This window comes from Actinomadura fibrosa, assembly GCF_900659615.1.
Taxonomy (GTDB): Bacteria; Actinomycetota; Actinomycetes; order Streptosporangiales; family Streptosporangiaceae; genus Spirillospora; species Spirillospora fibrosa.
Window position 1 is genome coordinate 22,742 of sequence record NZ_CAACUY010000113.1, and the last position, 6,828, is coordinate 29,569.

Annotated in this window: 8 protein-coding genes; 5 read left to right on the forward strand and 3 right to left on the reverse strand. The window is 74.4% G+C overall.

Features of this window, described 5'->3' with window-relative positions:
* The first annotated feature begins 63 nt into the window (after positions 1-63).
* Entirely contained in the window at positions 64-921 is an 858-nt protein-coding gene (locus E1300_RS29660; protein ID WP_131760392.1) for a helix-turn-helix transcriptional regulator, read from the forward strand.
* Positions 922-986: 65 nt separating this feature from the next.
* Here E1300_RS29660 and E1300_RS29665 read toward each other — a convergent pair whose 3' ends face one another.
* Complete coding sequence (locus tag E1300_RS29665) at positions 987-1,502, reverse strand: Lrp/AsnC family transcriptional regulator (protein WP_131760393.1); 516 nt, start codon at positions 1,500-1,502, stop codon at positions 987-989.
* Positions 1,503-1,602: 100 nt separating this feature from the next.
* Between E1300_RS29665 and E1300_RS29670 the strand changes: the two genes are divergently transcribed.
* Both E1300_RS29670 and E1300_RS29675 read left to right on the forward strand, forming a co-directional pair.
* On the forward strand, positions 1,603-2,541 hold the full coding sequence (locus tag E1300_RS29670; protein ID WP_131760394.1) for a threonine ammonia-lyase: 939 nt from the start codon (positions 1,603-1,605) through the stop codon (positions 2,539-2,541).
* Between the two features lie 25 nt (positions 2,542-2,566).
* Positions 2,567-3,373, forward strand: coding sequence for an NAD(P)-binding domain-containing protein (locus tag E1300_RS29675; RefSeq protein WP_131760395.1), 807 nt, complete (start codon positions 2,567-2,569; stop codon positions 3,371-3,373).
* Between the two features lie 136 nt (positions 3,374-3,509).
* Here the strand turns inward: E1300_RS29675 and E1300_RS29680 are convergent, their stop codons facing one another.
* Entirely contained in the window at positions 3,510-4,136 is a 627-nt protein-coding gene (locus tag E1300_RS29680; RefSeq protein WP_131760396.1) for a TetR/AcrR family transcriptional regulator, read from the reverse strand.
* Positions 4,137-4,243: 107 nt separating this feature from the next.
* Between E1300_RS29680 and E1300_RS29685 the strand changes: the two genes are divergently transcribed.
* Together E1300_RS29685 and E1300_RS29690 are read left to right on the forward strand one after the other, a co-directional pair.
* Positions 4,244-4,987 carry an SDR family oxidoreductase gene (locus E1300_RS29685; RefSeq protein WP_131760397.1) on the forward strand — a complete coding sequence of 248 codons (744 nt, stop codon included), beginning with the start codon at positions 4,244-4,246 and terminating at the stop codon, positions 4,985-4,987.
* Entirely contained in the window at positions 4,987-5,307 is a 321-nt protein-coding gene (locus E1300_RS29690) for a DMT family transporter (protein WP_131760398.1), read from the forward strand. The genes E1300_RS29685 and E1300_RS29690 overlap by 1 nt, the downstream gene beginning before the upstream one ends.
* Here the strand turns inward: E1300_RS29690 and E1300_RS29695 are convergent.
* Positions 5,304-6,828, reverse strand: a 1,525-nt coding sequence (locus E1300_RS29695) for a helix-turn-helix domain-containing protein (RefSeq protein WP_131760399.1), incomplete at its 5' end; no start/stop codon positions are given. The genes E1300_RS29690 and E1300_RS29695 overlap by 4 nt on opposite strands.

Genomic DNA, 6,828 nt, shown 5'->3' on the forward strand with positions numbered 1-6,828 from the left:
CAGGCCGGATACAGGTACAGGCGGTACCAGGCTCCAGGGCCGTACCGCGTGCACACTGGGAATATGGACAAACGGGAGCTGGGTGCGTTCCTCCGCAGCCGCCGCGAGCGGCTCCGCCCGGGCGACGTCGGCCTGCCCTCGGGCCCACGACGCCGGACGCCGGGTCTCCGCCGCGAGGAGGTCGCGGTCCTCGCGCACATCTCCACCGAGTACTACGTCCGGCTCGAACAGGGCAGGGCGCCGCGCCCGTCCGGCGAGGTCCTGGCCGGGATCGCGGACGCACTGCGGCTCACCGGCGTCGAGACCGATCACCTCCACGTCCTGGCGGGAACCGCGCCGAGCCGTGTCCGGCTGCACTCGCGGGACGTCCGCCCGAGCATCCTCGCGCTGCTCCGGCGGCTGCCGCAGACGGCGGGCTTCGTGGTGTCGGCCACCTTCGAGGTGCTCGCCTGGAACGACCTCGCCGCCGCGCTCATGGAGGACTTCGCCGAGCTCGCCCCGCGGGACCGCAACCTCGCGCGCCGGGCCTTCCTCGGTCCGGCGTCCACCGGGGGGACGCTGTACGGGGTGTCCGACCCCGCCGAGTTCCGGCAGCACGTCGTCATGGAGCTGCGATCGACCCTGGCCCGGTACCCGTCGGACCCCGCGGTCACCGGGCTCGTCGACGAACTCCGTCAGGCCAGCACCGAGTTCGCGCGACTTTGGGAGCGCCACGACGTGCAGGCCGCAGCGACGCTCACCAAGACCTTCCGCCACCCGGTCGTCGGGGAGATCGCCGTCGACTGCGACTCGCTCGCCCTCACCGACCGCGACCAGCACCTCGTCCTCTACAGCGCGCCCCCGGGATCACCCGCCGCCGAGGCGCTGGCCCTCCTGAACGTCCTAGGAGCCGACTACGTCAAGGCGAGCAAGCCGACCTGATCGCCGGCCGTCCTTCGTCGGTGCCTGACCGCGCCCGACGGCACGCTTGACGGAGGAGGTCCCGGCTACGGCCGGCCGCTCTGTGGCCGGGAAGGCCGGGGTGCGGGAAGCGGGAGGGCCAGGCCGGTCTTGATGGTGTCGAAGGCGACCAGGGTCTCGTAGCGCCTGATGTTGTCGTCGGCCTTGAACAGGCGGTCGCCGAGCCGGCCGCATTCGCGCATGCTCCGCGCGGCCAGGACGACGACGTAGTCCCATGGCCCGGCGACCCGGTAGCACTGCTGGACCTGTGGATGCGAGCGCATCCGTCCGGCGAAGGCGCGGTGGTGCTCGAACGATTCCTGTTCGAGGGTCACCAGGACCGTGGCCAGGACGGTGGGGCCGAAGCGGTGCGGGTCGAGGACGGCGATCTGCCTGGTGATGAGACCGTCCCGGCGGTAGCGGGCGATCCGTCGCTGCACGGCGCTGGGGGAGAGCCCGACCCGCTCGCCGAGGTCGTGAAGGGTGCGTCCGGAGTCGTGCTGGAGCAGGTCCAGCAGCAGGGCGTCGATCTCGTCGAGACGCGGTGGCGGCGATTCGGGCACGCAAGATTATTGCGCTGGGGTGCGAAAATCTTCAATCGCCTCGACCGGGGGCTCGGTTAGCGTCGGCCGAGTCGGCGAGCCCCCGAGAAAGGCGATGTGCATGGACCTGGACGCGGCGCGGATCGAGAAGGCCGCCGAGGTGATCGATCCGGTGTTCCTGAACACCCCGCAGTACGTCGACGAGCAGCTGTGCCGGGCGCTGGGCGGCCGCGAGGTGACGGTGAAGCTGGAGACGGCCAATCCGGTGCGCAGCTTCAAGGGCAGGGGCGCCGACCTCGTGCTGAGCACGCTCGCTCCCGGCACGCCGGTGGTGTGCGCCAGCTCGGGCAACTTCGGGCAGGCCGTCGCCTACGCGGGACGTGCCCGCGGGATGCCGGTCGAGGTGTTCGTGCCCGAGACGGTCAATCCCGTCAAGCGGGAGCGGATGGAGATCCTCGGCGCCCGGGTCGTGGTGGCCGGGGCGGACGGCGCCGCGGCGCGCGAGGCCGCGGCCGCCCACGCCGCCCGCCATCCCGACCGCGTCCACCTCCAGGACGGTCTCCAGGCGGCGATCGCCGAGGGCGCCGGGACGATCGGCGTCGAGCTGACCCGCGGCGCACCGGACGGTCCGGGCTTCCACGCCGTCGTGCTCCCCGTCGGCGACGGCGCGCTGATCAACGGGGTGGGGCGGTGGATGACCGAGCACGCCCCCGGCACCCGGATCGTGGGGGTCAACGCCGAAGGCGCCCCCTCCATGCTGGAGAGCCTGCGCGCCGGCCGCGCGGTCCGCATCGGACGCCCTCGCACCTTCGCCGACGGGATCGCGGTCCGCGGCCCGCTGGAGCCGTCGGTGCGGCGGGCCCGCGCCCTGGTGGACGAGATCGTCCTGGTGAGCGACGAGGCCATCGCCGCGGCCATGGAGCTGGCGGTGCGCACGCTCGGGATCGTCCTGGAGCCGGCGGGGGCGGCGGGCCTGGCGGCGATCGCCGAGGGCGCGGTCCCCGGGCACCGCCTGGCGACGGTCCTGACCGGCGCCAACCCCCGTCCCGAAGGCCATTGAGCCGACCGGGCACGACCATCACACCATGGAGGCGGACGCTGTGGAGCGCATCGGCATCATCGGAGTGGGCGAGATCGGCCGGGCCATCGTGACCGGACTGTGCGACGGAGACGACGCGCCGCCGGAGGTGTTCCTCTCCCCGCGAGGAGCGGGCACGGCCGCGGAACTGTCCGAGCGCTTCGCGAGCGTCCGGGTGTGCGTCGACAACCAGGACGTAGTGGACCGCTCCGACATGGTGATCATCGCCGTGCGCGGCCAGGACCGGCGCGAGGCACTCTCCGGCCTCAGGGTGGGCGGCGACAGGCTGGTGGTCAACGTGATGGCCGGCGTCGGCACCGACGACCTGCGCCGGACACTGGCCACCGACGTCCCGCTGGTCCGCGCCATCCCCCTGCCCTCCGTACGCGAACGCCGCTCCGTCACGGTGACGTGCCCGTCGCACCCGGCGGTGGACGCCCTCTTCGAGCGCTTGGGCGGGGTGCTCCCGGTCGGGGACGAGGCGGCCTTCGACGTCTTCTCCACGCTGACGGGAACACTGACCACCCACTACTCGTATCTCGCAACGCTCACCTCGTGGGCCGCCCACCACGGCATCGCCTCCGACGACGCGGACGACTACGTTCGCAGCCTCTTCCAAGGCGTCGGCCGCTCCCTGAGCGACAGGACCCGTTCGCTGCACCAGCTCGCGGCCGACCACGAGACCCCGAACGGAAGCAACGAACGCATTCGCACCACATGGTTCAACCCGGCCAACTCCGAAGCGCTCACCAGGGCCCTCGATGACCTCCTCGCCACCCTTGAGGGACGGCGGTCAGCGGCCCCACCGGCGTAGCCCGCATCCGGTTCGCCAACTGGAACGGGGGCGCGGTGCCGGGCGTGCGCTTCCAACTGCGCCGCAGTCGCGCACGCCGCGTCTGTGCGGCTGGCGTTCGCCGAAGGCGCGGACGTCCGGCGGCCCTGACGGATGATCAGGCCGGTCGCTCGCCGGGCGCGGCGCCGGGTCGTGCGGTGAGGGCTTCGGCGAGCGCGTCGAGGCCCGCCTTGATCCGGTCGAGGGGCATGCCGCGCGTCCGGCGCTGGTGGAGGAACAGGTTCGCGGCGAGGGGGGCGAGGAGGGCGTCGGCCAGGTAGGCGGCGTCGGCGTCCGGGCGGATCTCGTGGAGCAGCATCGCCAGATGCCGGTGGTAGAGGCCGTAGGAACCGTCGCGGAAGCGGGCGTCCGGCGGGTCGGACTCGGCCATCAGCAGCAGGTCGGCCTGGGCCTCGGTGCGGTCGGCCAGGGCGTGCAGGAACGCCCGGACGCGCCGGGCGGGCGCGGCGCCCGGGCCGAGCGGCGGCGGGCCCTGGATGAAGGCGGCCTGGAAGTCGCGCTCGCGGTCGTCGATCACGGCGTAGACGAGGCGGGCCCGGTCGCCGAACCGGCGGTACACCGTCCCCACGCCGACCCCGGCCGCCCGCGCGACCTCGTCCATGGAGACGGCCTCGGCCCCGCGGGTGGCGATGACCTCCGCGGCGGCGCGCAGGATGCGGCGGCGGTTGTGCGCGGCGTCCGCGCGCTCGGCGGGCGGACGCCCGACCACGGGCAGCTCCCGCATCCAGCCCCCTCTCGGCACGGCCCACCAGCGTAACGGGTTTGTATCCGGAGATTTCTCCGGTTAAGCTCTCTAAACGGAAACTTCTCCGATTAGTGGCGGGAGTCGGGATGACGGCGGATCTGGCGGGACGGGCGGCCCTGGTGACGGGCGGCGGGCGCGGCATCGGCGCGGCGATCGCGCGGCGGCTGGCGCGGCACGGCGCGGACGTCGCGGTGACCTATGTGCGGGCCCCGGAACGGGCCGCCGGCGTCGTCGGTGAGATCGAGGCGGCGGGCGGACGGGGGCTGGCGATCGCCGCCGACGCCGCCGACCCCGCGGCGGTCGTCGCGGCGGTCGACCGGGCGGCGGCCGAGCTGGGGCGGCTCGACATCCTGGTCAACAACGCCGGGATCGCGCCCTGCGGGCCGCTGGAGGAGGTGTCGCTCGCCGAGCTCGACCGGGCTTTGGCGATCCACGTGCGGGCGGCCTTCGTCGCGGCGCAGGCGGCGGCCCGCCACCTCGGGCCGGGCGGGCGCGTCATCACGATCGGCAGCAGCCTCGCCGAGCGCGTCCCCTACCCCGGCTGGACGCTGTACGCGATGAGCAAGTCGGCGCTCACCGGGCTCACCCGGGGCCTGGCCCGCGACCTCGGACCCCGCGGGATCACCGCGAACGTGGTGCAGCCGGGCTCGACCGACACCGAGATGAACCCCGCCGACGCCCCGGACGCCGAGTTCGAGCGCGGGTTCACGGCACTCGGCCGGTACGGGCGCGCGGAGGAGATCGCCGCGATGGTCGCGCATCTCGCCGGCCCGGGCGGGGACTACGTCACCGGTGCGGCGATCGCCGTGGACGGGGGGTTCGCGGCCTGATGGCCTGGGTCTTCTTGCTGATCGCCGGGTTGACGGAACTGGTGTGGGCGACGGCGCTGAAGCAGTCGGACGGCCTGACGCGCCTCTGGCCGACCGTCATCGGACTCTCGGTGGCGCTGCTCAGCGTCGTCGTGCTGTCGCTGTCGCTCCGGACCCTGCCGGTCGGCACGGCGTACGCGGTGTTCGTCGGCCTCGGGGCCCTCGGCGTCGCGGTCGCCGGCATGGTCGCGTTCGGCGAGAGCGCTTCGCCGGCCCGGCTGGCGTTCCTCGCTCTGATCGTCGTCGGCGTGATCGGCCTCCAGGTGCTGGAGGGCTCCTAGCGCGCACCGGCAGCGCCGGGGGCACCGTCGGCGTGGACGAGCCGGGCCAGCTCGCCGCGGCCGGCGACGCCGAGCTTGGGATAGGCCTTGTAGAGGTGGTAGCCGACGGTGCGGGAGCTGAGGAACAGCTGCGCGGCGATGTCGCGGTTGGTCATGCCCTGCGCGGCGAGCCGGACGACCTGGAGCTCCTGCGGGGTGAGCCGGTCCAGCGGGGACTCGCCCGCCGCGGTGGCCTCGGCGTCGCCGGTGGCCCGCAGCTCGGCGCCGGAGCGGGCCGTCCAGGGGCGGGCGCCGAGCTGCTGGAAGGTCCGCAGCGCCGACCGCAGCCGGGCGCGGGCCTCGGCCTTGCGCTGAGCTCGGCGGAGCCACTCCCCGAACAGCAGTTCCGTGCGGGCGTGCTCGAAGGGCCGGCCGTCCTGCCCGTGCAGCCGCACCGCCTCGGCGAAGTGCTTCTCGGCCGCCTCGCCCGGGGTGAGCAGGGCGGTGCAGCGCTCCGCGACCGCCAGCGCCCACGGCCGTCCGGACGCGGCGGCGAAGGCCTGGAACCGGCGCAGCGGTTCGGCGGCCCGGTCGGGACGCCCCGTGCGCACTGCCGCCTCGACCTGGTCGGGAGCAAAGTACGTCGCGGCGTAATGGGTGCCTATCGGCCCTTCGACGGCGGCGTCCAGCCGGTCCAGCGCCTGCCCGTACCTCGCCAGCCCCATGTCGAGCAGGCCCAGCGCCATGGTGCCCCAGGCGGCGGTGCGGACGTTCCGGCGCTCCAGGGCGCGGCCGATGGCGGCGCCGGTGAGGTCGCGGCACCGGTCCTCGTCGCCGCTCAGCGCGGCCGTCCAGGCCAGGATGCAGCGCAGGTGGTCCAGGCGGTGGGTCTGCCCGGTGGTGTCGGCCAGCACCAGGCCCTCCTGCGCGTGCGCGCCGGCGTCGCGCAGGCGCCCGGCGAAGAACTCGGCGATCGACAGGTGCTCCAGCGCGATGGGCAGCCAGCCGAGCGCAGCCTGGTCGCGCGCCTCGGACACCAGCGGCCCGAACACCGCCATGGCGGAGTCGTCGTCGCCGGTGATCAGCGCCATCGCGCCCGCCACCAGGCGCTGGCCGGGGCTCAGCGCCGGGTCCGGGCCGTCCAGGGCGTGCCGGGTGAGGGCGCGCATCCGCGGGACGGCGTGGGCGGCGTCACCGGTCATGAGCCGGGCCAGCCCGTCCAGGCCGAGGGCGAACGGCGACTCCCCGGCCGCCTCGCGCAACCGGGCCGCGGCCTCCAGGGCGAGGCCGGGATCGCCGCCGAAGTAGCCGTTGCGCACGGCGTCGATCAGCATCTCGACCGCCACGGGACCGGACGCCCCGGCGGAGGCGTCGAGGAGGATGCGGGCCGCGTCCCGCGGCGAGCCGAGCTCGAACTCGACCGCCGCCCGCAGCCGGCCGATCCCGGGGCCGAGCGTGTCCTCGCCGGGCAGTTCCTGGACGAGCCGCCGTACCGTGGGACGCTCGGCCGGGTCCTTCGCCAGGGCCCGTTCGACGAGGTCC